General features: G+C 70.0%; 21 protein-coding genes. 11 read left to right on the forward strand and 10 right to left on the reverse strand.

All coding sequences use genetic code 11. From position 1 onward, the window contains the following. Window positions 1-42 precede the first annotated feature (42 nt). The gene (locus AB0K14_RS22765) at window positions 43-504 is read left to right on the forward strand and encodes a CAP domain-containing protein (RefSeq protein ID WP_360456949.1); all 462 of its coding nucleotides are present in this window, start codon (window positions 43-45) and stop codon (window positions 502-504) included. Here AB0K14_RS22765 and AB0K14_RS22770 read toward each other — a convergent pair. After that, window positions 494-757, reverse strand: a complete 264-nt coding sequence (locus AB0K14_RS22770; protein ID WP_360456946.1) for a hypothetical protein — start codon at window positions 755-757, stop codon at window positions 494-496. The two genes, AB0K14_RS22765 and AB0K14_RS22770, sit on opposite strands and share 11 nt — an antisense overlap. After that, window positions 727-897 carry a hypothetical protein gene (locus tag AB0K14_RS22775; protein ID WP_360456943.1) on the reverse strand — a complete coding sequence of 57 codons (171 nt, stop codon included), beginning with the start codon at window positions 895-897 and terminating at the stop codon, window positions 727-729. Before AB0K14_RS22775 ends, AB0K14_RS22770 begins: the two co-directional genes overlap by 31 nt. A 262-nt stretch (window positions 898-1159) precedes the next feature. Here AB0K14_RS22775 and AB0K14_RS22780 point away from each other — a divergent pair, with 262 nt between their 5' ends. From AB0K14_RS22780 to AB0K14_RS22790, 3 genes are all read left to right on the forward strand, one after another. After that, window positions 1160-2023, forward strand: a complete 864-nt coding sequence (locus AB0K14_RS22780) for a 3-hydroxybutyryl-CoA dehydrogenase (protein ID WP_360456940.1) — start codon at window positions 1160-1162, stop codon at window positions 2021-2023. 506 nt (window positions 2024-2529) lie between these two features. After that, the gene (locus AB0K14_RS22785) at window positions 2530-3558 is read left to right on the forward strand and encodes a tryptophan dimethylallyltransferase family protein (protein ID WP_360456938.1); all 1029 of its coding nucleotides are present in this window, start codon (window positions 2530-2532) and stop codon (window positions 3556-3558) included. Window positions 3559-3567: 9 nt separating this feature from the next. Further along, complete coding sequence (locus tag AB0K14_RS22790; protein WP_360456935.1) at window positions 3568-4935, forward strand: tryptophanase; 1368 nt, start codon at window positions 3568-3570, stop codon at window positions 4933-4935. 109 nt (window positions 4936-5044) lie between these two features. On the opposite strand, the gene AB0K14_RS22795 is transcribed toward AB0K14_RS22790, so the two are convergent. From AB0K14_RS22795 to AB0K14_RS22820, 6 genes are all read right to left on the reverse strand, one after another. After that, complete coding sequence (locus AB0K14_RS22795) at window positions 5045-5638, reverse strand: ATP/GTP-binding protein (RefSeq protein WP_360456932.1); 594 nt, start codon at window positions 5636-5638, stop codon at window positions 5045-5047. Then, entirely contained in the window at window positions 5619-5990 is a 372-nt protein-coding gene (locus tag AB0K14_RS22800) for a DUF742 domain-containing protein (RefSeq protein WP_053718070.1), read from the reverse strand. The genes AB0K14_RS22795 and AB0K14_RS22800 overlap by 20 nt, the downstream gene beginning before the upstream one ends. Beyond that, the gene (locus AB0K14_RS22805; RefSeq protein ID WP_360456929.1) at window positions 5990-6427 is read right to left on the reverse strand and encodes a roadblock/LC7 domain-containing protein; all 438 of its coding nucleotides are present in this window, start codon (window positions 6425-6427) and stop codon (window positions 5990-5992) included. Before AB0K14_RS22805 ends, AB0K14_RS22800 begins: the two co-directional genes overlap by 1 nt. A 44-nt stretch (window positions 6428-6471) precedes the next feature. Continuing rightward, window positions 6472-8895, reverse strand: a complete 2424-nt coding sequence (locus AB0K14_RS22810; protein ID WP_360456926.1) for a sensor histidine kinase — start codon at window positions 8893-8895, stop codon at window positions 6472-6474. A gap of 212 nt (window positions 8896-9107) precedes the next feature. Further along, window positions 9108-10037, reverse strand: coding sequence for a superoxide dismutase (locus tag AB0K14_RS22815; protein WP_360456923.1), 930 nt, complete (start codon window positions 10035-10037; stop codon window positions 9108-9110). An 848-nt stretch (window positions 10038-10885) separates the two neighbouring features. Further along, window positions 10886-13846, reverse strand: a complete 2961-nt coding sequence (locus tag AB0K14_RS22820; protein WP_360457167.1) for a BTAD domain-containing putative transcriptional regulator — start codon at window positions 13844-13846, stop codon at window positions 10886-10888. A 341-nt stretch (window positions 13847-14187) separates the two neighbouring features. On the opposite strand from AB0K14_RS22820, the gene AB0K14_RS22825 reads away from it, so the two are divergent. The 3 genes from AB0K14_RS22825 to AB0K14_RS22835 are packed head-to-tail and all read left to right on the forward strand — an operon-like array spanning window position 14188 to window position 16912. Then, on the forward strand, window positions 14188-15462 hold the full coding sequence (locus AB0K14_RS22825) for a nucleotide sugar dehydrogenase (RefSeq protein WP_360456920.1): 1275 nt from the start codon (window positions 14188-14190) through the stop codon (window positions 15460-15462). Beyond that, window positions 15459-16673, forward strand: a complete 1215-nt coding sequence (locus AB0K14_RS22830) for a hypothetical protein (protein ID WP_360456918.1) — start codon at window positions 15459-15461, stop codon at window positions 16671-16673. Before AB0K14_RS22825 ends, AB0K14_RS22830 begins: the two co-directional genes overlap by 4 nt. Then, entirely contained in the window at window positions 16670-16912 is a 243-nt protein-coding gene (locus tag AB0K14_RS22835) for a hypothetical protein (RefSeq protein WP_360456915.1), read from the forward strand. The genes AB0K14_RS22830 and AB0K14_RS22835 overlap by 4 nt, the downstream gene beginning before the upstream one ends. On the opposite strand, the gene AB0K14_RS22840 is transcribed toward AB0K14_RS22835, so the two are convergent. Beyond that, window positions 16825-18900, reverse strand: coding sequence for a tetratricopeptide repeat protein (locus AB0K14_RS22840; RefSeq protein WP_360456912.1), 2076 nt, complete (start codon window positions 18898-18900; stop codon window positions 16825-16827). The genes AB0K14_RS22835 and AB0K14_RS22840 overlap by 88 nt on opposite strands. 282 nt (window positions 18901-19182) lie before the next feature. On the opposite strand from AB0K14_RS22840, the gene AB0K14_RS22845 reads away from it, so the two are divergent. The 3 genes from AB0K14_RS22845 (at window position 19183) to AB0K14_RS22855 (ending at window position 22304) form a co-directional block, all read left to right on the forward strand. Further along, on the forward strand, window positions 19183-20331 hold the full coding sequence (locus AB0K14_RS22845) for a hypothetical protein (RefSeq protein WP_360456909.1): 1149 nt from the start codon (window positions 19183-19185) through the stop codon (window positions 20329-20331). A 204-nt stretch (window positions 20332-20535) separates the two neighbouring features. Beyond that, on the forward strand, window positions 20536-21948 hold the full coding sequence (locus AB0K14_RS22850) for a DUF1996 domain-containing protein (protein ID WP_360456906.1): 1413 nt from the start codon (window positions 20536-20538) through the stop codon (window positions 21946-21948). A gap of 2 nt (window positions 21949-21950) precedes the next feature. Further along, complete coding sequence (locus tag AB0K14_RS22855) at window positions 21951-22304, forward strand: Imm1 family immunity protein (protein ID WP_360456903.1); 354 nt, start codon at window positions 21951-21953, stop codon at window positions 22302-22304. A 57-nt stretch (window positions 22305-22361) separates the two neighbouring features. Here the strand turns inward: AB0K14_RS22855 and AB0K14_RS22860 are convergent, their stop codons facing one another. After that, a complete protein-coding gene (locus AB0K14_RS22860; protein WP_360456900.1) occupies window positions 22362-23840 on the reverse strand; it encodes a PucR family transcriptional regulator ligand-binding domain-containing protein in 1479 nt (492 codons plus the stop codon). 175 nt (window positions 23841-24015) lie between these two features. Between AB0K14_RS22860 and AB0K14_RS22865 the strand changes: the two genes are divergently transcribed. Next, the gene (locus AB0K14_RS22865; RefSeq protein WP_360456898.1) at window positions 24016-24897 is read left to right on the forward strand and encodes a xanthine dehydrogenase family protein subunit M; all 882 of its coding nucleotides are present in this window, start codon (window positions 24016-24018) and stop codon (window positions 24895-24897) included.

The raw sequence follows: 24897 nt of genomic DNA on the forward strand, positions 1-24897 counted from the left end.
CCCCTTGACAGCAGGGGTTCCACCGACGACGGAAGGACGATCATGAAACGCAGGACGTTCACGGTCGGTGCGGCGGTCGCCGCGCTGCTGTTCACCACCGCGCCCGCGATGGCCGCGCCGACCTTCGAAGACCGGGTTCTGGCTCTGACGAACGGGGAACGGTCCGCCGCGGGCTGCCCCGCCCTCGCCGCCAACGCCCAACTCGCCGCGGCGGCCAAGCGGCACAGCGACGACATGGCGCGCACGGGGAACTTCAGCCACACCGGCACGGACGGCAGCACGGCGGCGCAACGCGTCACCGATGCGGGGTATCACTTCCGGCTGATGGCGGAGAACATCGCCGCCGGCCAGGGGACCGCCGAGGAGGTCGTGAGCGCCTGGATGAGCAGCGCGAGCCACCGGGCCAACATCGTGAACTGCGAGCTGCGCGAACTCGGCGTGGCGCACGCCGTGGACGGCGGCAACAAGGCCTACTGGACGCAGGACTTCGGCGTCACGGGGTGACCGGCCGGCGCAACGTCGAGACGGTCTCGACGACGCTGCCCCCGCCGAGCAGCTCGGCGCCGACCACCTTCGTCAACATCCCCTGGACCTCCACCAGCAACCCGCGACGCCCGGCGAAGGCAGCCAGGTTCACCGGGGTGCCCTCGGTGAAGGCGATCTCCTCCAGGCCGGGCAGACCGGCGATCGGCGCCGGCGCCCGCACGTCCCGCGTGGAGCTGACCGTCAGCCGTTCCAACCGCGACAGACCGGCCAACGGCCGCAGGTCACGACGGTGTTCGACCGCAGGGTCAGCGTGAGGATCCGGACCTGCGGCGGCACGAAGTCGAGCGGGCCGGGCGGCGCGGCGCACGACACCCGTTGCCCGTGCTTGAGGTGGCGCAGGCCGCGGGCCATGTCGGGGTCGCACGGCTTCGATCGCGGCGAGCCGTTCGTGCTCCGGTGATCGGCGGTACTCGGTGTCCACGATCGGCTGGACCCGCTCGACCACGGCGTCGGTGAACTGCTCGCCCATCCGTCGCAGCTTGCGCTGATACCCGCGCCCACAGCCCCGCACCCGCCGTCGTCGACCGGTGCGAGGCCCCTGGCGAGGGTCGACGGCAGGCGGGAGGCCCGGTGGAGATGTGCTCCCGGGCGACGCCCCTGGCAGGATCGGGGCGTGAGTGACATTCAACGTGTTGGAGTGGTGGGATCGGGCCTGATGGGCTCCGGCATCGCCGAGGTCTGCGCGCGGGCCGGGCTGGACGTGCTGGTGGCCGAGGTCAGCCCGGACGCCACGGAGGCCGCGCGGGGGCGGATCGCCTCTTCGCTCGGCCGGGGGGTGCGCAGCGGCAAGCTGTCCGCCGAGGACCGGGACGCCGCACTGGAGCGCCTGCGGTTCACCACCGACCTCGCCGACCTCGCCGACCGGAACCTGGTCGTGGAGGCCGTCGCGGAGAACGAGCAGGTCAAGACCGAGGTGTTCGCGGCGCTGGACAAGGTCGTCGTCGACCGGGACGCGCTCTTCGCGTCGAACACCTCGTCGATCCCGATCATGAAGCTGGGCATGGCCACCACCCGCCCCGAGCAGGTCATCGGCGTGCACTTCTTCAACCCGGTGCCGGTGTTGAAGCTGGTGGAACTGGTGCCGTCGCTGCTGACCGGCGAGCAGACCAAGGCCAGGGCCGAGGCGTTCGTGACCGACGTGCTGCACAAGGAGGTCATCCGCTCGCAGGACCGGGCCGGGTTCGTGGTCAACGCCCTGCTGATCCCCTACCTGCTGTCGTCGATCCGGATGCTGGAGTCCGGGTTCGCCAGCGCGGAGGACATCGACAACGGCATGGTGCTCGGCTGCGCGCACCCGATGGGTCCGCTGCGCCTGACCGACCTGATCGGCCTGGACACCACCAAGGCGATCGCCGAGTCGATGTACGAGGAGTTCAAGGAGCCGCTGTACTCGCCACCGCCGTTGCTGCTGCGCATGGTGGACGCGGGGCTGCTGGGCAAGAAGAGCGGGCGCGGGTTCCACAACTACGCGTCCTGAGCCGACCTCACGCCCGACCGGGCGTTCGCGGGGCCGTCGATCCGGGTGATCGGCGGCCCCGTTCGCCGTGGGGGCGACATACCACACGACCGGTGCGGCAGTCACGCCGACAACTCGGGCGAGCAATTCACAGAACACGTCTTGAATGGCCGGACGGCAATAGCGGGCAAACGTGCGACCGTACCCCAGGCAGACGCCGGGACAAAATGCCACGATCCGTCATCGGACTTCGTCCCGCGATTAGTGCGAAAGACTGACAGAGGTCTAGTCAATAGGCCGTTCGGAGTAGTCTTGATTACCGTGCCCAGCCGGGGGGCTACTGATCGACAGGACCGTGAACTGCCTTTAGAGTGCCCTACGTCACGCTACGGCCGCCTGGTGGACAAGATTGCTTCGCCTAGCGTAACTTTCGACTCGCCCCCCACGAGGAGAACCCCGCCTTGGACCCTCAAAAAGTATCCATACGCGATTTCACGGGCCGACAGCTCAGCGCCCTCCTACATTCTTTGGGCATCACGCAGAACATCGTAAAATCCGGAGGATTGCTCGCGGACGCGCTCGGTCCCGGAGGCCTGCGACCGGTTTCCACCAGCCCGGCCTGGCCTTCCGACGTCGCCGACGACCACACCCCCGTCGAGTTCTCCACGGCGTTCGCCGCGGGCGAGGCCCCGATCGTCCGCACCATCGTCGAACCCACCGCGACCAGGCCTTCCCGTGCTGCCAACACGGCGGCGGCGCTCGCCGCGCTGGACCGGATGAGGCAACGCGAGAACCTGGACACCCGCCGTTTCGACGCGGTGCGCGACCTGTTCCTGCCCCAACATTCCGAACGCGACTTCACGTTCTGGTATTCGTTGGTTTTCCGGCCGGACGAAGCGCCGGCGGTGAAGGTCTACTTCAACCCGGAAGTGCGCGGCGAGGCCGCTGCCGAGGGCTTGGTGCGCGAAGCGCTGGACCGGACCGGTTTCGCCGCCGGTTTCCCGGTCCTGCGCGCCAACGCGGTGACCCGGCCCGGACTCGACAGGTATTCCTTCTTCGCGCTCGACCTGGTCGAACAACGACGGGCCCGGGTGAAGCTCTACATCTCCCACCACGCGGCGGATGTAACGGACGTCACGCGGGCGGCGAAGGCGGCGCGAGGCGTCGATGTGGACAGGGTGCCCGATTTCTGCCTGCTCACCGGCGGCAACACCGGAACGTTCGACAAGCGCCCGCTCATTTCCAGCTACACGTTCCTGGACGGCGACGCCGAGGCACCGAGCGGCTATTCCCTCTACGTGCCGATCCGCGACTACGTGGCCGACGACGAGGAGGCCCGCAGGCGGGTGCTCGCGATCATGGCCAAGTACGACCTGGACCCGACGCAGTTCGACAGCGCGCTGCGCACCATCGCCCGGCGACCGCTGGACGAGGGTGTCGGCCTGATCGCCCACGTGTCGCTGCGCATGGGCAGGCCGCGCCCCGGCATCACCGTGTACCTCTCCTCCGAGGCCTACGACGTGGCCTCACCCCGCTCGATCAGCCTGGCAGGCTAGGAGTCACCCATGCCCACCATGGAGCCGTACCGCATCAAGGTCGTGGAACCCATCCCGATCACCACGCGCGCGCACCGCGAGCGGGCGCTGGCCGCGGCCGGGTACAACCCGTTCAACCTCGCCGCCACCGACGTGACGATCGACCTGCTCAGCGACTCGGGCACCGGCGCCCTGTCGGCCGAGCAGCAGGCGGCGAGCCTGCGCGGTGACGAGACCTACGCGGGTGCGCGCTCCTACTACCGGTTCCGCGACGTGGTGCACGACCTGACCGGCTACCCGCACGCCTACCCCGTGCACCAGGGGCGCGCGGCCGAGCGGATCCTGTTCACCGCGCTGCTCAAGCCGGGTCAGGTCAGCGTCAGCAACACGCACTTCGACACCACGCGCGCGAACGTCGAGATCCTCGGCGGTCAGGCCGTCGACCTGCCGTGCCAGGCCGCCAAGGACCTCGACGACGACGCGCCGTTCAAGGGCGACATCGACCTGGACGCGCTGGAAGCCATCCTGTCCGGGCCGCGGGACGTCGCGATCGTGCTGCTCACCATCACCAACAACGGTGGTGGTGGGCAGCCCGTGTCGATGGGCAACATCAAGGCGGCGGGTGAGATCGCACGCCGCCACGGCGTCCCGTTCTTCCTCGACGCGGCACGCTTCGCGGAGAACGCGTGGCTGGTCACGCAGCGGGAACCCGGCTACGAGCACCGCACACCGCGACAGGTCGCGGAGGAGGCGTTCAGCCTGGCCGACGGGTGCGTGGCGAGCCTGAAGAAGGACGCCATCGTCCACATGGGCGGGTTGCTCGCGGTCCGCGACCCGGAGCTGGCCGCCAAGTGCGAGCTGCTGCTGATCGCGACCGAGGGCTTCCGCACCTACGGCGGTCTCGCCGGCCGCGACCTTGAGATGCTGGCACAGGGCCTGCTGGAGGTGACCGACCCGGAGTACCTGCGGGCACGGGCCGACGCCACCGCGTACGTGGCGGAGCTGGCGCAGGCGGCGGGGGTGGACAGCGTGCGGCCGACCGGCGTGCACGCGGTGTACCTCAACGCCGGGCGCCTGCTGCGGCACCTGCCGCCGGGCAGGTTCCCGGGGTTCGCGCTGGCCACCGAGCTGTACCTGGCGGGTGGCATCCGGTGCGCCGAGCTCGGCTCGCTGTACCTGGGTGAGCTGGACGACGAGGGTGAGCTGCTCAAGCCCGCGCCGTACGAGCTGGTCCGCCTCGCCATCCCGCGGCGGGTCTACACGCAGAGCCACCTGGAGTACGTCGGCGAGACGCTGGCGGAGATCGCGAAGGACCCGGAACGGGTGCCCGGGTACCGGCTGACGCACGTGCCGAAGTTGTTGCGGCACTTCAACTGCCGGCTCGAACCGGTGGTGTAGGCGGGACGGGTGACCGGTTCCGGTCACCCGCCGTCCCGGTCGGCGGTGGCGTCGCGGCGTTCCCGGTCGACGACGACCCGCCGTCGACCGACCCGCCGGTCCGCGGGCCCTAGGCCATCGCGTCGAGCCGGTCCATGGTGTGCTTGATCAGGCTCACCAGGACGGTCTTGGCAGACTCGCGGTCCCGCGCGTCGCACAGCACGAGCGGGATGGCGGCGTCGACGTCCAACGCCCGCCGCACCTCCTCGACCTCGTAGTTGTGCGCGCCCTCGAAGCAGTTCACCGCGATGATGAACGGGATGCCGCGCCGCTCGAAGAAGTCGATCGACGGGAAGCTGCTGTCCAACCGCCTCGTGTCGACCAGGATCACCGCGCCGATCGCGCCGTAGGCCAGCTCGTCCCACATGAACCAGAACCGGTTCTGCCCCGGGGTGCCGAACAGGTACAGCACCACCTCCGGGTTGATGGTGATGCGGCCGAAGTCGAGGGCGACCGTGGTCGTCTCCTTGGCCTCCAGGCCCAGCACGTCGTCGACGCCGACACCGGCCTCGGTGAGCAGCTCCTCTGTGTGCAGCGGGGGTATCTCGCTGACCGCGTTGACCATCGTCGTCTTCCCGGTGCCGAAACCGCCGGCGATGACGATCTTCACTGGGGTGGGTACGAGGAGCTCCCCACCCGGCCGCTCAGATTCCACGGACACCATCCAACACCGCCTGGAGCAGGTTCCGGTCCGGCACCTGCGGGACTCGGGAGGGGTCTCGGATCACGACGTCACCGCGTTGGATGAGATCGCTCAACAGCACCTTGACGACCACGAGCGGAACGTCGAGGTACGCGGCGACCTCCGCCACCGAGAGCGGGCGCCGGCACAGCTCCATGATCTCCATGTGCTCGACCGACAACGCGTCCGGGTCCGAGGGCGACGGCATCGCGCGCACCTGCGTGACCAGGTGCAGCTCCGGCCGCAGCGGACGGGTCCGTCCCCGCACCATCGCGTACGGGCGGACCAGCGGACCCGCGGCCTCGTCGTACCACCAGTCCTCGCGGCCGGCCATCAGGAGGACCTTCGGGCGGCCGGCAGGCTCGCCGAGGCCGTGCCGCGCGGCGCCGAGGACAGGTACGTGCCGACCCGCTTGACGAGCATGTTCATCTCGTAGGCGATCATGCCCATGTCGGAGTCCTCTTCGCCGAGCACGGCCAGGCAGGCGCCGTGGCCGGCCGCGGTGACGAAGAGGTAGGCGTGCTCCATCTCCACGATGGTCTGCCGCACCGCGCCGCCGCCGAAGTGCCGCCCCGTGCCGCGGGCCAGGCTCTGGAACGCCGACGCCATCGCGGACAGGTGGTCCGAGTCGTCCTTCGAGAGCCCGGGCGAACGGCCCAGCAGCAGACCGTCGGCCGAGAGGACCACCGCGTGTCGAGCTCCGACCACCCGCCCGACCAGGTCCTCCAACAACCAGTTCAGTTCGTTGTGCTGGCTGGTCATGTCGTTCATCGGGTTGCCTTTCCGGTTTCCAGTCGTCCGGCCACTGCTGCTGATCAGGGTTCGAGGTCGCCGGAGGGTGTCCGGCGCGCGTCGCGTGTGCCCCGTTGGAACGCCGACAAGCCCTTGCGGACCCTTTCGGCGGACTGCTCGGGATCGACCTCGGGGAGCGGTTCGGGCGAAGGGTGGAAATCGTTGCGCACCAACTGCGGCGCCAGGTTCTGCTGACGGCGCCTGCGTGGCAGTTCGGGTCGGTCGGCGGTGGCGGCGGCGGCCGACTCCGGCTCATCCGCGGGCCACTCGGACGTGGCCCGCTTCCGCTGCGGCAGTTCGAGCTCGCCGCTGCGCTGCGACAGGTCCAGCCCGCCGCTCACTCGTTCGACCTCGGGAAGGGGATCCGAGTTGGCCGCGGCCTCGGCCTGGGCCCAGAAGCCTTCGAGGTCTCGGGAACTGTCGGGAAACCTGGCGTCTCGCACTGAGTCGTCGCCCTGCTCCGGGATGTCGTGGAAGGAGCGGCGCGGCAGCTGCCGGGTCTCGGCCGGCTCCGTCGCCGTGGTGGGGCCCGCGACGATCGCGGACGGGATGAGGACCAGCGCCAACGTGCCGCCGTAGGGCGATTCGCGCAGCTCGACGTGGATGCCGCGACGGGCGGCCAGCCGGGCTACCACGAACAGGCCCAGGCGCGACTCGCCGCGCAGGCGCATCGCGTCGAACTCCGGCGGGTCGGCCAGCATCGCGTTGTGCTGCTCGCGGTCCTCGGGGTTGATGCCCAGGCCGTGGTCCTCGATCTCGACCACGATGCCCTGGGGCACCTCGCTGGCGTGCACCTGCACCTGGGACCGGGGCGAGGAGAACGCGGTGGCGTTGTCGACGAGCTCGGCGATCAGGTGGATGGTGTCCGCGACGGCCGCGCCGACCAGCGCGGTGTCGGGCACCGGGTTGACCTTGACCCGGACGTACTGCTCGGTCTCGGCGACACCGGCGCGGAGCACGTCGAGCAGGCGCACCGGCTTGCGCCACTGCCTGCCCGGCTGCTCGCCCGCGAGGATGATCAGGTTCTCCGCGTTGCGGCGGGCGCGGGTGGCGAGGTGGTCGAGCTGGAACAGCGCGTCGAGCTGCTCGGGGTTCTCCTCCTCGCGCTCCAGCTTGTCCAGGATCTTGAGCTGGCGGTGCACCAGGCCCTGGTTGCGGTGCGCGATGTCGAGGAAGACGCGGTTCACGCCCTCGCGGGCCTGGCTCTCCTTCACCGCCGCGGCGACGGCGGTGTACTGGGCGGCGTTGAACGCGTCGGCCACCTGGCCGATCTCGTCGCTGCCGTAGTCCAGCGGCGGCACCTCGACCTCGACGTCGACGTGCTTGCCCTCGCGGAGCCGGTCGACGATGTCGGGCAGCCGTTCGTGCGCCAGGGTCAGCGAGTCCTTCTTCAGCGCCGCGAGGCGGGTGATCAGGGCGCGGTTGACCAGGCGGTTCGACGTGCGGATCGCGATGAGGATGCCGATGATCACGGCGAGCAGCGCGACCAGGCTGCCGATCAGCACGGTGCGGAACTTGCTCTCACCGCGGGCCATGGTGACGCCCACCGCGCTGGAGGCCTGCTCGCTCACCAGCGCCGTCAGCTCGTCGGAGATCGGGCCGCTGACGTTCTGCCACTCCTGCAACGACCCGGCGTTGGACGGCTTCGGGCCGTTCTGGATCAGCTTGCCCTCGAACTCGATCAGCCGCTTCCACTGGTCGCCCTCGATCATGAACTGGTAGTGCTCGCGCACCTCGGGCCGGGCGTAGGGGGCGATCGAGTCGTACGAGGAGTGGTAGGCGCCGACGAGGTTGGCGAACTCGATGTGCTCCTCGGGCGTGAACTGCCCGGAGGCCAGGGCGCTGGACGCGAGCGACGTGGCGCGGGACATCCAGTCGGCGGCCTTGAAGTACTCGGTGGCGGTGATGGCGCCCTTGACCGACTCGTGGTCGGGCACCACCCGCGCCTGCACGCTGAACAGCGCGTCACCGGCGTCCAGGAGGCTGTTGTAGTAGGTGTAGATCTCGGACTTCGACGCGCGGTCCGATTCGAGGGCGGTGCGGCGCTGCGGCAGCTGGTCCAGCAGCACGTTCAGCGCGTTGATCTTCTCGACGATCTCCTGCGGCGCCTGGGCGGCCAGCTCGTCGAACGCCGCGCGCATCTCGTCGACCGCGCGGTCGGTCTCCTGCTGCTGGGCCTGCAGGTCACTGGTGCCGCGGTCGGGCTGGCTGAGCGCGGTCATGCTCAGCTCGCGCTCCCTCTGGAGCGCGGCGAAGGTCTGGACCGCCGGGATCGACGCGTCCTTCACGCCGGAGGCGACCGCGCGGAGGTAGAAGCCGTCGAACAGCGTGTACGACGAGAACAGCGCCCACATGATGAGCAGGACGATGCTGGGGACGACGACGACACCGGTGAGTCGTGAACGGATCGTCTTGTAGTTCGTCTCCGTGGTGCTCTTCTGCTTCACAGCGCTCCGCAGCCTCGTCCGTTGCCAGGTCAGGCGCAGCACTAGTACCGCTGCCTCTTCTTCACCCGATCGGCGACGGAACGGTAACACTCGAAGATCATTATTACGAAGAGACAGCGATCACTTGCACCACGCGACGATGAGGTTACCCAGTCGAGTGATCCCACCAACAGGGGGCCACTGTGAACTTCTCGACACCGGCCCCCTGTCTTTCACGGCTTCGGGACCGAAACGGCGTCGTACGTCGTCGTGGGCGTGGGCGGTGTGGTGAAGCGGGCGTTCGGCAGGTACAGCCGGCCCGCGAACGAGGCGACCGTCGTCGGCACGTCGAACCGCGAATCGGTGATCTTGGTCACGAGCGCGCCCTGGGACGCGTCCCTGACCAGCGAAAACACCGCCACCGCGTTCAGGCGGTTCTGCACGACGTAGAGCGTGCGGCCCTCGACCAGCAGCCCGTCGCCGTTGGTCAGCACCTCGCCGCCCAGGTCGACGAGGGTCGTGCGACCCGTGCGCGGGTCGACCCGGTGGAGTTGGCCGGTGTTGCTCTGGACGATCAGCAGGGCTTTGCCGTCGGGCGTCTCGGCGATCCCGTTGGCGTTGTTCACGCCCGGAGTGAGCACGAAGTCACCGGTGAGTGGAATCGCGGTGTGGGAGTCGGGCAACGCGCCGTGCCGGCCGAACGGGACGCGATAGAGCAGCGCCTTGCGCGAGTCGGTGAAGTACGCGGCCTCATCGGTGATCACGACATCGTTGACGAAAGTGTTCGTATCGGCGGCGAACTCGTAGGACTTGAGGATCACTCCCGTTCGCGCGTCGACAACGCGCCCGTCACCGCCCGCGCCACCCGCCACGAACAGCCTCTTGCGCCGATCGACCTTCAGCCCGACCGACGCCGTCCCCGGCCCCTGGCTGAACACCTCGCCGCGCCCGGTGCGGAGGTCGACGCGGAACAGGTCGCCGTCGGCGCGGGACCCGAAGTACGCGGTCGGCGCCGAGCCGATCCCGATGCCCTCCGGCAGGAAGCCGTCGGGCAGGGGGAACTCGGTGGGGAACGGGTGTGCTTGCGCTGCGGTGGCGGGCGCGGCGGTGATGAGGGAAACCCCCAACACCACGGCGGCCAGCGCACCGAGTGTGCGAGACATGACCACACTCCTTCTCGACTCGTCGAGCGTTCGCTCGCGAGGCGACCCGGAGTGTTCCGCAGCGCCGGAGGCGCGGTGAAGGTCGTCGCCGGCGGGGGTGGCACTTCTACAGCAAATCGACAGGGTCGGCGGGGCCGGGAAGATGCGGTCGCCGTGGACCGCCGGCCTCGACCCCGCGAATGATCACCCGCCCGTGGTCTTTCATCGGCGAGAAAGCGTGACTTACCAGGCAAAATAGGACATCGGTTGCCTCGTCACGCTTTCTGGACCGACGGTACCGATTCGTACCTGCACTATTCCAGGGAAGTTCGAATTCCGAGTTACACGATGGGGTCAATTCCGAGCTTGCGACCCGTGCCGACTTGTCTGCAACCGCCCCGATCGAGCATGCTGCATGTGCACATAATCGTGCCCGGCTCTGTCGCAGAGCCGGGCACTGTGTGGTAGGGGTAATCGATCGGCGTTTAGCAGGCGTGCTTGAAGATCACTATTCCCACCACATGGATGACGAGGCGTTGACGTCGCACCGACTGAGGGTGGACTCAACGTCTGTCGGCTCAGCCGACGCGGTGGCCGTACCTACCAGTGCGGTCGCCGCCGTCATCACTGCGATGGTCACCAGGACCCTGGAGAAAACTCGCCACCTGGTTCGCTCGATAGTGTTATGTGCCTTCACGGCCGGGAATCCTTGCACACTCACGAACCGGCACTGTCCCACCGGGACCGTCACGGCAAGCGGGCGAAGCTGGTTGCGTTAGGTGATCATGCAACGTCAGGCACATGGAACAGGCTCACGGCACGCCGCGTTTTGGGTCTCGACGCGCGGCAAACCCATCCGTTCGAGCGACCTAATTCCCTCTAATGGGTGACAATCCCTCAACCCCATCGGGCGTGTGAGGAGCAGGCACATCGGGCTCGCTCCACTCGGCCAGTTGGGCGCTGATGCTGTGAGCCCTGGGGTCGCCCAAGCCGCTGTACAACTCGCGGGCCAGGCTCCAGCACCGGCGTGCTTCCTCGTGCACGCCCCGACGCCAGTGGATCTGCGCCATCATGTCCAGGGCCGTCGCCAGTCGAAGCGGGTCGTGGGCTCGACGACAGAGGTCCACGGCGCGCTCGGCGTAGAAGGAGGCGTTCTCCAGATCGCCGAGGTCGCGGTGCACGGAGGCCGCCGTGGTGGCAGCCTGCCCTTCGAGGGCCGGCCCGCGGGCCTTGCTCAACATGGACATCGCCTGGTGGGCGTGCCCCAACGCACCGGAGTGGTCGCCCAGGGCGTGGTAGGCGTTGGCCAGCGATGCCAGGGCCACGCCGGCGCCGGCCTCGTCGTTCAGGCGATCCCGCAACGACCGCGTCAAGTGCAACTGGACCACGGCATCGTGCAGCCTCCCGGCTTGGAGCATGGCGTCGCCGATGCGCTGCAGCACGCTGGCTTCCAAGGTCACGTCATCCGCCTGCCGCGCGACCGCCAAGGCCCGGTTCAGCACCTCCAACGCGCCCAGGACGTCGCCGGCCATGGAGCGCCGTTCGCCGATGTTGCGCAGCACCGTCGCCTGTCCGCGCAGGTGCCCGATTTCGAGCAGGATGTCGTACGAGAGCCGGTAGCACTCGTCGGCCTGCGGGTATTCGTAGAAACGCGCGTAGGTGAGCCCGAGGTTGCACAGCAGGCTTCCCTCACCGGCCCGGTCGCCCGAGGACCGGGCACTCCGGACGGCCGCCTGCGACCCCTGTAATACCTCGTCCTTGAACCCCAGGCGCATCATGATCTCGCCAACGGCGTTCAACAGGCGCCAGACGTGGTCGTGGAAGTCGTTCGACGCCGCGAAATCGATCACGACCGCGAGCTCGGCGCGTTCCCGGGCGCACCAGTCCAGTGCCGCTTCCGGATCTTCGAACACCGAAGGCGCCACGCCCTCGGAGAGTTCCAACAGCGGCACGCCCTCCTTGTTCGCGAACACCATGCGGTCGGCGTTGTTGCCGGTGTGCAGGAACCAGTCGAGCATTCGCCGCGCCGCCCGGCGTCGTTCCTCCGCTCCCTCGTCGCGGCCCACGCGCTCGGCCGCGTAGTCGCGCAGCAGGTCGTGGAAGGCGTACCGGTCACCCTCTCTGGGCTCCAGCAGCCTGGCCCACACCAGCGCTTCGAGCTGCGGCCGGACCTCGGCGAGCGGGAGACCGGTCAACGCCGCGGCCACCCCGATCTGGAAGACCAGACCCGGGTACAACCCCAGCAGGCGGAACAGGCGGCGCACCGGCGGACTCAACACCTCGTACGAGCAGTCGATGGCCGCGCGCGGCGACACCACGACCTGGGATCCGTTCGCGTCGAGGTCGAGGAGCGCCCCGCGCTCGCGGAACTGGACCACGAAGTCGCTGATCGGCTTCCCGCGCTGCGCGGCCACGTACTCCCCGATCAGCCCGAGCGTCAGCGGGATGCCCCCTGCCTGCACCGCGAGCCGCTCCACCGCGTCCGGCTCGGCCTCCGCACGAGCCCCGAGGCGGTCGTGCAGCCACTGCCTCGCCAAGCCGATCTCCAGCGGGGACACGGTGAAGCAGCGCGCCCCGTAGCGCAGGCTGAGGTCGCTGAGCCGTCCGCGACTCGTGACGACCACGACCGACCCGGTGAGCAGCGGGAGCAGGCCTTCGACGTGTCCGGCGTCGGCGGCGTTGTCCAGGATGACGAGGAGCCGACGGGTCGAGAGGACGTCGCGCAGCTTCGCGCGCCGGGCCCGGGTGGTGGGAGGGCAGTCGGCGGGGGTGACCCCGACCGCGTCGAGCAGTCCCGCGACGACCTCCTCTTCGGTCATCGAAGGGCCCTCGCCGAAGCCATTGAGGTTGACGAACCACAAGCCCTGCGGGAACCGGCCCTTCACCCGGTGCGCCCAGTGCACGGCGAGGGTGGTCTTGCCGACCCCCGGCTGCCCGTCCAGCGCGATCAGGCGCGACCGGTGGCCGTCCGCCAGGAGCGCGTCCAACTCGGACAGCAGGTCCTCGTGACCGGTGAAGCCGTCGATGTCGTAGGGCAGGTACATCGGCACGGTGCGCTGCGGCGCACCGCGCGCGGGCACCGGCCGAGGACTGCCGTTCAGCAGTTCGTCGTGGAACCTGCGCAGCTCGTCGGCCCGTTCCGGGAAGTCGGCCGCCCTGGCGCGGCGGTGGTAGTCCAGGAAGTACTGGACCGCCTCTTCCCTGCGCTCCAAGGCGTACAACGCCTGGAGGCGGCGCTTGGCCAGCAGCACGTCCGCGTCGTACTCGATCTGTGCCGCCTTGACCAGGCGCAGCACCTCCTCGTACTCGCCCAACTGGTGGCGGCCGTAGATCAGGGCGTTGTTGGCCTGCAACCACTCGTCCCGACCGACCACGCGGCGCCAGTCGTCGGCGCGGTCGGTGTCGAGGTCCGCCAGCGGCTCGTCCCAGAGTTCCAGCGCCGACTCCAGCAGCTCGCAGGCGCGCTCCCGCTCGCCCGACTTCCCCAGCCGACGCGCCTCTCCCACGATCCGCTGGAACGCGTGGAAATCGACGGTCGCGGGGTCGGCGATCAATCGGTACGCCCCGTCCTCCGTCCTGAGTTGCGCCGGCAGGTCGTGCAGCTTGAGGGCATTGCGTATTCGTGTCGAGTACGTGGACAGCGTGGCCGCGGGATCACGCGGCGCCTTGCCGTCCGGCCACACCCATTCCGCCAAAGTGCGGACCGGCACGGCTTTGCCGACGTACATCAGCAGCACCGCGAGAACACCGCGTTCCTTTGGCGTTCCCCAGTCGTGGCTGAAACCGTCGGCCACCCGCACGCGTGTCCGTCCGAGGATCTTGAAATCCATGGTCACCAGCGCCACCCCTCGCTGGAGGCAATGATTCACGTTTGAGTCTGCCCGTACACACCTACTCGATCCAGCTCTCCATCACGTTCCGATACCTCGATGTGACAATGCGTAGTCCGGTCGGCCTAGCCCGGTGGAGTCCGAAAGGTTTTTGAAAGGTGCGTGCGGCTCACACTTGGTGCTCGCAAGTGCGAGTCCGCGTCCGTAATGATCTCCACAACCACCCGGAGCACGGCTTTCAGCCTTCCGTATGCGCGGTGAACCGGATTCGACAGCGGCCGCTCCCAGGCTGGGGACACCTCCGGCGGGAAACGCCCGCTCGGATCGCCGAGGAGGTACGCATGGAGTTCCCTGATGTGGTGGTGGTCGGTCTCGGCTTCACCGGGTTGCCCACGGCGGTGGCGGCGGCGGAAGCAGGCCTGCGGGTCCTCGGTCTGGACAGCTCACCGCGGCGCATCGACGACGTGGTCGGCGTCCGACCCGGTTGCGGGCTGGGCACCGTGCCGGAAGAGGTGCTGAGCGACGTGCTGGCGACGGGGCGGTTGGTCGTTCGCGACGTCGCCGACGGCTTGCCGGCCGCGAAGGTGCACGTGCTGTGCCTTCCGACCCCGCCCGAACCGCGCGGCGGGGTGGACATCCGCCCCTTGATCCACTCGGTGCACGCGGTCGCGGAGGTGCTGCGTCCGGGTGATCTGGTGATCGTCCAGAGCACGTGCCCCCCGGGAACCGTCGACCAGTCCCTGGTGCCGGCACTGGAGCGGCTCTCCGGCTTGCGCGCCGGCACGGACTTCCACGTCGCCACGGCCCCGATGCGGATCGACCCGGGCAACCGGACGCACCAACTCGCCGCCATCCCTCGCGTCGTAGGCGGCCACACCGCCCGGTGCGCGGCTCAAGCCACCCAGTTCCTGTCCTCGATCGCGCACCAGGTCGTCACCGTGACCACGAGCTGCGCGGCAGAGTTGGCCAAGGTCTTCGAGAACGCCTTCCGGCTGGTCAACATCTCGTTGGTGAACGAGTTGGCGGTCGTCTGCCGGGCGTACGGGGTCGACGTGGCGGAAGTGCTGCGCGCCGCGGGCACCAAGCCGTTCGGGTTCCTCGGGCACCAACCGAGCGCGGGCGCGGGAGGCGACTGCGTGCCCGTCTCGGCGCGCTTCCTCTCCACCGCCGCACGCCGCCGCGGCACGCTCACCCCGCTGATCGACGCCGCCTTGGCCGTCAACGACGCGATGCCCGCGCACACGGTCGACCGGTTGCGCGAGGCGGCCACGCGGGTGACCCGGAAACCCCTGTGCGACAGCAAGGTCCTCGTGCTGGGCGTGACCTACAAGCCCGACACCCCGAACGTGCGCCAGTCGGCGGCGGTGGCGGTGCTGGAGGAACTGCGCCGGGAGACCGCGGTCGACTACCACGACCCCTATGTGGCGGAGCTCGTCCTGTCCGACGGAGCCGAGCTCCGCAGCAGGGACATCGGGGATCTCGGAGGTGTCGACTTCGCGGTCGTCATGACTCCGCACCGCGTCTACGAGGACCTGCGCGGGTTGGGCGTGCCGGTCTTCGACTGCTCGACCGGCGAGCCGCGCCTGGTTCCCGAACGCCTCCGGTCCGCGGCATGACGAACCACTGGATCAGGGGCCCGATCGGGCAGGACGCCGAACGACGGGTGACGGTGCCCGGTTGTCGGACCGTCCTGGTGATGGTGCCGCACCTCGTCGCGGGCACGCGGCTGATCTCCGACGTGGTGCCGCTCCTGTTCAACGACCCCCGGGTGCAGGTGGTGTTCTCGGTCACCGACACCGGGCAGTGGTGGCATGGCACCGAGGAGTACGTGCGCGGGCAGGGAGGGGTCGTCGTGCCCTGGCACCAGGCGACCCAGCACGACTTCGACCTGGTGCTGGCCGCGGCCCACAACGACCTGGACCAGGCTCGCGGGCCGATCGTGCTGCTGCCGCACGGAGCGGGCAACCTGGCGTCGCGCAAGTACAGCAGGCACGCGGGACGCGCCGCCCTGCCGCACGCCGGGCTGAGCCGTGAGTCGCTCGTCCGGCGCGGCCGGATCCTCCCCGCAGTGATCGGCCTGACGCACGAGGACGAGTTGGCCGCGTTGCGCACGTCCTGCCCGGAAGCACTGGGAAGCGCTTCCGTGGTCGGGGATCCCTGCCTCGACCGGATGGTGGCCAGCCTCCCGTTCCGGTCCCGCTACCGCGAGGCGCTGGCGGTGCGCGAGGAGCAGCTCCTGGTCACGGTGAGTTCGACCTGGGCGCCCGACTCGGCCTTCGGCAGTGACCTGTCGTTGTGCCGCGCGTTGCTCGACGAGCTGCCGCGGGCGAGGTACAGGGTCGCGCTGGTACTGCACCCGAACGTCTGGGCGGTCCACGGGCGGTGGCAGGTGCGGGCTTGGTTGCACGACTGCATCGAAGACGGGTTGTTGGTGATCCCGCCCGAGGAGGGCTGGCGGGGCACCATCATCGCCAGTGACAGCGTGGTGGGAGATCACGGCTCCACCACCCAGTACGCCGCGGCGATCGGCAAACCGGTGGTGCTGGCGTCCTTCCCCGAGGCGAACGTCCGCAGCGGCAGCCTCGCGGACGCGGTCCGCGAACGCGTGCCGATGCTGGACCGAGGTCGGCCGTTGCTGCCCCAGGTCGCCGCGGCCCGCGCCGGGAACGCGGCGGGGGTGGCCGAGTTGATGTCATCACGACCGGGTCGGGCCTCGGCGGCCCTGCGCACGATCATGTACCGCTTGATGGGGTTGCGGGAGCCCGATCGGGCCGCCACCACCGCGGCGGTGCCCGCTCCAGCTCGCCTCCACCTGGAGCACACGTGATCGCGTGGCTGGTCGTCGACGGCGCGGGTGTCGGCGTGCACCGCCTCGTCTTCGGCACCGGGTCCGGCAGCCTCGACCAACTCCTGATCGGCGAGGTGGGCCGCGCCGACCCCGCCGTGCTCGGATTGGCCGACCTGGTGATCGAGCCGACTCACCGGTCGAGCCGCGCGAGTCTGGTGGTGATCGTGGCGGCCCTCGGGTTCCCCGAGCCGCCGAGCAGTCGCTGCGCCTCGCGGTAGCGTTCGCGTGCTGCGGGGAGGTCGCCCCCGGACTCGGCGACCTCCCCGAGCACCACCAGGATCTCCGCCTCGTAGAACGGTGAACCGAAGCCCCGGACCACTTCCAACGCCGTGCGCAGGTGCCCCTCGGCCTCGGCGGTGTGCCCCCGGCCCACCTCGATCGCGGCGACGGACATCAGGCACCTGGCCTCTCCGGCGCGATCACCGTGCCGTTTCATGGAGTCGGCCGCGGCGGCCAGCTCCGCCATCGCGTCATCGTCGCGGCCCAGTTCGGCCAGCACCTCTCCGATCCGGCGGGTGCACAGCGCCTCGGCCCGTGGCGATCCGATGTGCCGGCGGATCTCCCTCGCACGCACCAAGAGGTCCAAGGCCCGTTGCAGGTCACCTGCACCCTGCGCCACGCCGCCGAGTTCGGTCAGCGCGACGGCGACACCCTGGCTGTCCCCGTCTTGCTCCGCTATGGCCAGCGCACGCGTTCCCTCCCGCTCGGCGTCCTGGAACCGGTGCAGGCTCCCGTAGGTGAACGCCAACTGCGCCCTCAGCTTGGCCTCCGCTGCCCGGTTGCCGCACCGCACGGCCGCCGGCACGCCGAGTTCGTGCATCGCCAGCCAGTCGTCGTAGTGCCGCAGGTGGAGGAACAACCCCCACATCGCCTCGCAGAACTGCCAGACCTGCTCGTCGAAACCCAGGTTGTCGGCGATGCGGCAGACCTCGCGCAGGTTGACCCGTTCCTCCTCCAGCCACACCAGCGCTTCGCGCGCGGTCGGGAACGAGGACCGCCGGTCGTGGAAGCGCGTGTTGACCCGGTGGCGGGTCGGGCGCAGGGCCAGGTCCGCGTCCACCAAGCGGTCCAGGTACCACTCCACCATGCGTCGAAGGGCAGCGTCGCGCTCCTCGTGCGAGGCCCAGTCGGCGTGCCGGCGGGCGTGCAGCCGCAGCAGGTCGTGGAACCGGAACCGCTCGTCCCCGACCTCGGTCAGGAGGTTCTTCTCGACGAGTTCGCCCAACACGGGCTCGACCTCCGGCCGCGGCTCGCCCGCCATCGCGGCCGCGGCTTCGGCGTCGAAGGTCGGCCCGGGGTGCAGGGCGCACAGGCGGTAGACGCGGGCGTGATCGGGTGGCAGGTCCGTGTACGACAGGTCGAAGACCGCCTCGACCGACACGCCGTCGTCCACCGCCAGGGTCGCCAGGCGTTCCGCGCGCAGCGAGCCTGCCTCTTTCGACAGCGACCGACGTGGGTGGGTCGACAGGCGCGCACCGATCACGGACAGCGCGATGGGCAGCCCCGCGCAGAGCCGGGCCAGTTCCCGAGCGGCAGAAGGTTCCGACGTGACGCGCGAGCCCACGGCGCGTTCGAGCAGTTCCAGCGACGCGTCTTCGTCGAACGACTCGACCTCCACGAACCTGGCGCCGTCCACCGCCAGTCCGCCCAACCGCCAGCGGCTGGTGACCACGACCGCACTGCGCGGCGAGGTGGGGAGCAGCGGGCGCACCTGTGCCGCGGAGATCGCGTTGTCCAGCAGCAGCGCCACTTGCCGGTCGGCGGTGAGGGTGCGGAACGTCGCCTGTCTTCGGGCGAGCCCCGACGGGATGTCGCTTCCCGGTACGCCCAGCGCCAGGAGGAACCACTCGAGGACTTCCTCCGGCGTTGTCGGTGCCCCGAGGTGGTGGATGCCAAGGTCCGCGTACAACTGGCCGTCTGGGAAGCGCTTGCGGGTGTCGTGCAGCCACCGCAAGGCCAACGAGGTCTTTCCCACGCCGCCCGGGCCGCTGACCACCACGACCGGCGCCTCGTCCGCCTCCAGCCAGCCGTCGAGCGCCGCCAGTTCCCGACGCCGGCTCGTGAACAGCTTCGGCGCGGGCGGCAGTTGGTAGGGGATCACCGGTTCCGCGCGCGGGGTGTTGAAGTGCACCGCTCCGACGGTTCCGGCTTGGACCACCGGACCGTAAGCCGTGCCCGCCACCACGTTCTCCCTGCTGTGCTTCACAGGCCCCCTCCCTGTACAACGCGTGACTTGAGTGTCACAGAAATGACATCGGTCGCCGGGTGACCGTCGGGGTGGTCTCATAGCTCCGTTTGGCCGCCGGCCTCGGACCGACCACAGCCCGGATAACGAAGGAGTAACGCCCGGGTCGTCGACCGCGGGCGGCACGTATGCCCCTTTGCACCGCCCAGGAAGGTCGGGCGCTCCCGCGTGCCCATGACGAGGTGGCATACCGATGACGCGAAGGCGGATCACAACGGCTCCCCCACGACGCCGGAACCCGTCATGACCGGAGATGGCTGGACGAACGCACCTGTCGGACTGGGTGCGGAGAACCGCATCACGGTGGCGGGTTGCCGTGTGGTGCTCGTGGTGGTGCCGCACGTCGTCGCGGGCACCCGACTGGTGGACCTGCTGCCGTTGATCGAATCCGATCAACGGGTGCAGGTGCTGTTCACCGTCCAGGGATCCGTGCACGGCACGGCGGAGTTCACCCACCGGTTGGGCGGTCACGTGCTGCCGTGGGACCAGGCGACGCGACAACGGTTCGACCTCGTGCTGGCAGCGGGATTCCGCGGCGTGGACCAGGTGCACGGCCCGGTTCTCGTGGTGCCGCACGGGGCCGGCGCGCTGAAGTCGAGGCTGCGGCCCCGACGGGCGAACGCGCTCGCCGGACACGGCCTGACCCGCGAGCAGTTGATCCGCGACGGGCGCGTCGTCCCGCACGCCCTCGTGCTGTCGCACCACGACGAACTGCGGGTGCTGCGGGAGTCGTGCCCCGAAGCGGAACCCGTGGCCGTGGTCGCGGGCGACATCTGCCTCGACCGGATGGTGGCGAGCGTCCCGCACCGCGAGCGCTACCGCCGAGCGCTGGGCGTCGCTCCGCACGAGCGGCTGGCGGTGATCAGCTCGACGTGGACACCACACTCGACGTTCGGGGCGCACCTCGGCCTGTACCGACGCCTGCTGGACGCCGGACACCCCGTGGCGGCAGTGCTCCACCCGAACACCTGGAGCGTGCACGGGGCCAGGCAGGTGCGCGCGTGGCTGCCAGACGGGCTGATCGTCATCCCGCCGGAAGAGGGCTGGCGAGCCGCGATCATCGCGGCCGATGTGGTGATCGGCGACCACGGCTCCTGCACGCAGTACGCGGCGGCGCTCGGCAAGCGGATGCTCCTCGTGCCGTTGGCGGAAGGCCTGCTGCGCGAAGGGAGCCCGGCGGACCTCACGTACCGAGGAGCACCGCTGATCGACCCCGGCCGGCCCGCGCTCGACGAAGCGACGGACGTACCGGGACTCGTCGAGGCGATCAGTTCCCGCCCGGGTGAGGCCGGCGCGGTCCTGCGCCACACCATGTACCGCCTCATGGGGTTGGCCGAACCCGCGCAACCGGTCTCCCTGGCGCCGGTTCCGGCGCTCCGGGTACCCAAATGACCCGTGGGTCGGCAAGCGGGCGGACGGGACCCGCGACCTCCGTCCGGAGCGAGTGGGACCGGAAGTTAGGGGTGGAGCGAGATAACGAAAAGGTAACGGTCAGGTCGCGGACCGGATGCGGTACGTATGCCACTGTGTCCACCGCCCACCGGCGGTCGGGGTTCAACGCACACATGCGCGTACCTACGACGAGGTGACACATCCATGACGCGAAACCAGGGGCGGCACCGCTTCTCCCGGCGCACGAAGTTGACTGCCGGCGTGACCGGGTTGGCGCTCACGATCGGCCTGGCCGTCGCGATCAGCACCACCGGCGATCAGGGCACCGCCCAGGCGGACGGGGCCGACATCTCCCTGTTCGTCGACATCACGAAGCAGCAGCGCAACGTCCGGGCTCCCCAGCCGCAGCGGGGCGCGAGCACCGGCACGTTCACCGTGGACTGCGGCCGCAACGAGAACGGCCACTTCAACCCGGACAACTTCATCGCGCAGCCGGGGGTCCGCAACGGGGCCGAGCACCTGCACGACTACGTGGGCAACGTGTCGACCGACGCCGACTCGACCAACGAGAGCCTGCTGGAAGCGGACACCACCTGCAAGAACGGTGACAAGTCGGCCTACTTCTGGCCGGTGGTCCGGATCGACCGCGAGGACGAGGAGGAGGAGCCGGGCCGGCCCGCCGACGCCGAGGTCGAGTGCCCGGACGTGCAGCGCAAGCTGCGCAACGTGCCGCGCCAGGCCAAGGCGGAGGTGGACCGCAACCTCCAGGCGATGAAGGACCAGATCGCCGAGGCCAACCAGAAGCTCAAGGCGGCGGCGAACGTCGACGACCCGAACTTCGTCAACAACACCGTCCTGGGGCCGTTGCGGGACAAGCGGACCGCGGCGATCGACCGCATCACCATCGCCATCGACCGGGTCGCCGAACGGCCGCGCGGGCTCAAGAGGCTCGCGCCGTGCACGGTCAAGGACGGCGACGCCAACGACGCCCGGGTCGCCGAGGCGGCCCAGGAGGCGGAGGCGGACGCACCGGAGAAGGGTGACGGCAAGAGCGCCAGCGACGAGAACGAGCTGCCCGGCAACGAGGGCGAGATCCAGCGGCCCGAGGTCGTGGACATCACCTTCCGCGGCAGCCCCGTCGGCAAGGTCGAGGCGATGCCGCAGTTCCTGCGCGTCCTCTACGGCGACGCGAAGGTCTCCACGAACGGCCCGAAGAACGCCCGCAAGTCGTGGACCTGCACCGGGTTCGAGGACAAGGTGCTGATGGACAAGTACCCGATCTGCCCGGAGGGCAGCAAGGTCAAGCGCATCCACGACTTCGCCAGCTGCTGGGACGGCAAGAACACCGACAGCGCCAACCACCGCGACCACATCGCCTACCCGAACGACAACGGCAAGTGCCCGCGTGGCTTCAAGGCCGTGCCGCAGCTGCGGATCAGCCTGACCTACAACATCCCGCGCGACGTCCAGGTCGCCGGCCAGTACGCGGTCGACGCCTTCCCGCAGGAGGAGCACAACCCGTTCTCCGACCACGACGACTTCGCGAACGTCATGTCCGAGCAGATCATGAACCGCCTGGTGCAGTGCGTGAACACCGGCCGCCGGTGCAAGGAGTGACGATGATCCAGGCGAACTTCGCGTCCGGTGTGGACGAACTGCGCGCCACCGAGGACGTGCACCGGCTGCTCGACCGCCTCACGGTGGTGGAGGACGCCACGCTCGTGCACGCGGACTGCCCGGACCACCTCGTGCGGGTCGGCGTGCGCGGTGACCGCGGGGCGATGCTGTTCACCGACGTGATCACCGGTTCGTGGGCCAGCCTCGGCGAGGGCCCCCGCCAACGCCCCCGGTACGCCGGGGTCAACTTCCCCACCCACTGCGAGATCCCGGTCGCCGACCTCGCCGTCGCGATCGAGGAGTTCCTCGCCACCGGACAGCGTCCGACGCTCGTCCCGTGGCAGCAGGTGAGGTGAGGAAGACGCCATCCCCGATCCGCGCGGCGGCGGGTCGGGGATGGCCCCTCTCCGGGTTCAGCCCGCCTGGAGGGCGAGGTACAGGTCCACCCGTTCGGTGAAGTCCGAGAGGTCGACCCCCAGCAGGTCTTCGACCCGTCCCACCCGGTAGCGCAAGGTGTTCACGTGGACGTGCAGCCGTGCGGCCGCCGTGGTCCACGAGCCGGAGCAGTCGAGGAACACCCGCAGCGTGCCCACGAGGTCCGAACCGTGCTCGGCGTCGTAGTCCAGCACCGGGCCCAGGAGCCGCCGGCGCAGCGAGCGGCGCAGCTCCTCGGGCACACCGGCCAGCAGCAGCTGGTGCAGCGCGATCTCTTCCCCCGCCACCACGCAGGTCCGCCCGGTCCGCCGTTCGCCCAGCCGCCGGGCGTGCGACGCCTCCTCCGCCGCGCCACGCAGCCCGGCGTGACCCACCGGTGACGAGATGCCGACCAGGACCCTGGTCGAGCGCAGACCCGGTTCGAGCGTCCGCAACGCCGTCCGGACCCCTTCCGCCCACGACCCGGACGGCACGAGCGCGTACACCTCCGCGCCGGCGGCGGCCACCAGGAACGTCGGCGCGACCGACGCCAGCACCTCCTCCACCAGCGCGACGGCCTGCTCGACCCGCCCGTCCGACACCGACGCCGCCAGCACCCGCAGCGGGGCGTCCGGGTCCCAGCCGACCGCGGCGATCCGCGCGGCGACCTCACCGCCGGTGAGCACCTGCCGCACCAGGGGCCCGGCCGCCCGGTTCTCGATCTCCCGCCCCTGCAGGACCCGCGCCCGCTCCACGCCGACCAAATCGGCCAGCTCGGCGGCGACCTCGTCGTGCGTCCGGTCGCCGGAGACCACGAGGATCCACGAGGTGAGCCGGGAACCCCCGCGCGCGGACACCGGCAGCAACGTCACGCCGCGCACCGCCCTGGGCAGCCGGTCGGCCAGCAGGAACTCCCGCACCAACGCCTCGGCCCCGGGCAGTTCGGGCCCGGCGACGACGTGACCGGTGCAGGCCAGCACCCAGCACGGCGCGTCCAGCTCCGCCGCGCCCGCGGCCACCAGCTCGGCCAACCCACCGCCTTCGACGACCACGGTGAGCAGCCGCCGGTGCCTGCCGAGCAGCGCGCCCGCGTCGCCGACCCGTTCGGCCGCGAGCTCGGTCACCACGCGCTCGGTGATGACCGCGAACGACAGGTCGACCGGTACCTGCAACAGCGGCACGCCGTGCCGTTCGCAGGCCTTGACCAGCGCCCCGGGCAATTCGCCGACATCGGGTGGGCTGGCCGCCAACGCGGCGACTCCCGACGCCGCCAAGGAAGCGACAAACTTTTCACAATCGGCCGCGGTCCGGTGCCACAACAGCCCGGAGAGCACCAGCTCGCCACCGGACAGGTAGCGGGCGGGATCCGGTAGTTCGGTGCCGTAGAGCCTGGTCACCGGCCTGTCCAGCGACTCGGCGCCGCGGACGAGGCGAAGCCGGAGTTCGGGCATCCCGAGCAGGCTCCGAACCAGCAACACGCGCGCCTCCTCCCCGTCATCCCGGCGGTTTACCTTCGTCCGATCGTGTTTGTAGGAAAGCACAAATCCCCTCGCTGTAGGAGCCTGGGATTCATGCGCCGCCGCCGTAGCCGATCACCGTCCCGGGTCTGTGTACTGGCTCACACACCGCGCACTCCAGCCACCGAGGTAGCCGATGGATTTCCTCCGCCCCGACACCCTCGCCGAGGCGCTCGTGCTCAAGGCGCAACGCCCGGACGCCGTGCCCATCGCGGGCGGCACGGACGTGATGGTGGAGCTGAACTTCGACCACCGCCGCCCGGCGGCCCTGCTCGACCTGACCCGGATCGCCGAACTCCGCTCCTGGGACGCGGACGACGCCGACGGCGGCACGGTGCGCATCGGCTCCGGCGTCCCGTACACCCGGATCATCGACGAGTTGGGCGAGCGCCTGCCCGGGCTCGCGATGGCCTCCCGCACGGTCGGTTCGCCGCAGATCCGCAACCGCGGCACGGTCGGCGGCAACCTGGGCGCCGCGTCACCCGCCGGTGACACGCACCCGGTGCTGCTCGTCGCCGACGCCACCGTGGAGGCCGCCTCCACCAGGGGCACCCGGCTCATCCCGGCCACCGACTTCTACCTGGGCGTGAAGCGCAACGCGCTGGAGCCGGACGAGCTGATCACGGCGGTCCACGTGCCGGTCGCCCGGGCGCCCCAGCAGTTCTCCAAGGTCGGCACGCGCAACGCCATGGTGATCGCGGTGTGCTCGTTCGCCATCGCCCTGCACCCGGAGCAGCACCGGGTCGGCGCGGCGGTCGGGAGTGCCGCGCCCACGCCGCGGCGTGCGTCGGCGGCCGAGGAGTTCCTGTCCGCCGAGCTGACCTCCACCGACCAGTGGGAGTCGCCGAAACCGCTGCTCGACTCGGTGAAGCGGCGGTTCGGCGAACTCGTGGCGGAGGCCGCGAGCCCGATCGACGACGTGCGCGGCTCGGCCGCCTACCGCAAGCACGCCCTCTCCGTGCTGGCCCGCCGCACGCTCGACTGGGCCTGGCGCGACTACTCCGAGAAGGTGGCCTGA

Origin of the sequence: Actinosynnema sp. NPDC050801, from assembly GCF_040673975.1 — a bacterium.
In the GTDB taxonomy this organism is placed as follows: Bacteria; Actinomycetota; Actinomycetes; order Mycobacteriales; family Pseudonocardiaceae; genus Actinosynnema.